The sequence below is a fragment of the Methylobacterium sp. WL64 genome (assembly GCF_008039945.1).
In the GTDB taxonomy this organism is placed as follows: domain Bacteria; phylum Pseudomonadota; class Alphaproteobacteria; order Rhizobiales; family Beijerinckiaceae; genus Methylobacterium.
On sequence record NZ_VRVA01000282.1, the window covers coordinates 1 to 1,398 of the forward strand.

Sequence of the window (1,398 nt, forward strand, 5' to 3'; positions counted from 1 at the left end):
TGGTCGATCCCAAGATGCTGGAGCTGTCGGTCTACGACGGCATCCCGCACCTGCTCTCCCCGGTCGTGACCGACCCCAAGAAGGCGGTGATCGCCCTCAAATGGGCCGTGCGCGAGATGGAGGAGCGTTACAAGAAGATGTCCAAGATCGCGGTCCGCAACATCGACGGCTACAACGCCCGGATGAAGGAGGCCCGCGAGCGCGGCGAGGTCATCACCCGCACGGTCCAGACCGGGTTCAACCGCGAGACCGGCGAGGCGGTGTTCGAGCAGGAGGCCATGGACCTGTCGGCGCTCCCCTACATCGTGATCGTGGTCGACGAGATGGCCGACCTGATGATGGTGGCGGGCAAGGACATCGAGGGGGCGATCCAGCGGCTCGCCCAGATGGCGCGTGCGGCCGGCATCCACCTGATCATGGCGACGCAGCGCCCGTCGGTGGACGTGATCACCGGCACGATCAAGGCGAACTTCCCGACCCGGATCTCCTTCCAGGTCACCAGCAAGATCGACAGCCGCACGATCCTGGGTGAGATGGGCGCCGAGCAGCTGCTCGGCCAGGGCGACATGCTGTTCATGGCCGGCGGCGGGCGCACGACCCGGGTGCACGGGCCGTTCTGCTCGGACAGCGAGGTCGAGAGCGTGGTCGCCCACCTCAAGCGCCAGGGCCGCCCGAGCTACCTCGACGCCGTCACCACCGACGACTCGCCGGAGGAGCCGGCCAAGGAGGGCAAGTCCGGTCGCGGCGCCAAAGCCGAGAAGGTCGAGCGCTCCGAGGATTCCGACGAGGAGGCTCCGGTCTTCGACATCGGCGCCTTCGCGGCGGCGACCGGCGGCGAGTCGGACGACCTGTACAAGCAGGCGATCGAGGTGGTGCTGCGGGACCAGAAGGCGTCCACCAGCTACATCCAGCGCCGGCTGCAGATCGGCTACAACCGCGCCGCCTCGATCATGGAGCGGATGGAGATCGAGGGCATCGTCGGCCCGGCCAACCATGCCGGCAAGCGCGATATCCTGGTCGCCGGGGCGCCCCACGCCTCGAGCGGGATGTACGACGACGAGTGAGGCCGACGCAGGGCCGCGATCCGATCGGTCGCGGCCCTCTCGCGTCGCATCTTCGCCACAGGGCGGAGGTCTAAAGCGCGCGCCGCCGAATTGGACGCCGGTTCGGCGTCAGCGCGCGCGTCACATCGCGGGCCGGATCCCGGGCCCGCCCATCCCGTTTCTGCCGGATCGCCCGCCCGGGCGCCCAGGAGGTTCTGCCGATGATCGGCCGCCGCACCCGCACAGCCGGCTCCCTGATCGCCGCCGGGCTGTGGCTCGCCCCCGCCGCCCCGGCGCAGGCACAGGTCGGCGCGTTCATCGACAGCCTGTTCGGCCGCAAGGAGGAGCCCGCACC

Annotated in this window: 1 protein-coding gene and 1 pseudogene; both read left to right on the plus strand. The window is 69.7% G+C overall.

Annotation, left to right across the window (positions count from 1 at the left end; translation table 11 throughout):
* On the plus strand, positions 1-1,064 hold a 1,064-nt coding region (locus FV242_RS33885), incomplete at its 5' end, for an FtsK/SpoIIIE domain-containing protein (RefSeq protein WP_281407140.1).
* A gap of 200 nt (positions 1,065-1,264) precedes the next feature.
* Positions 1,265-1,398 (plus strand): annotated as a pseudogene (locus tag FV242_RS35985) (outer membrane lipoprotein carrier protein LolA); the annotation flags it as partial.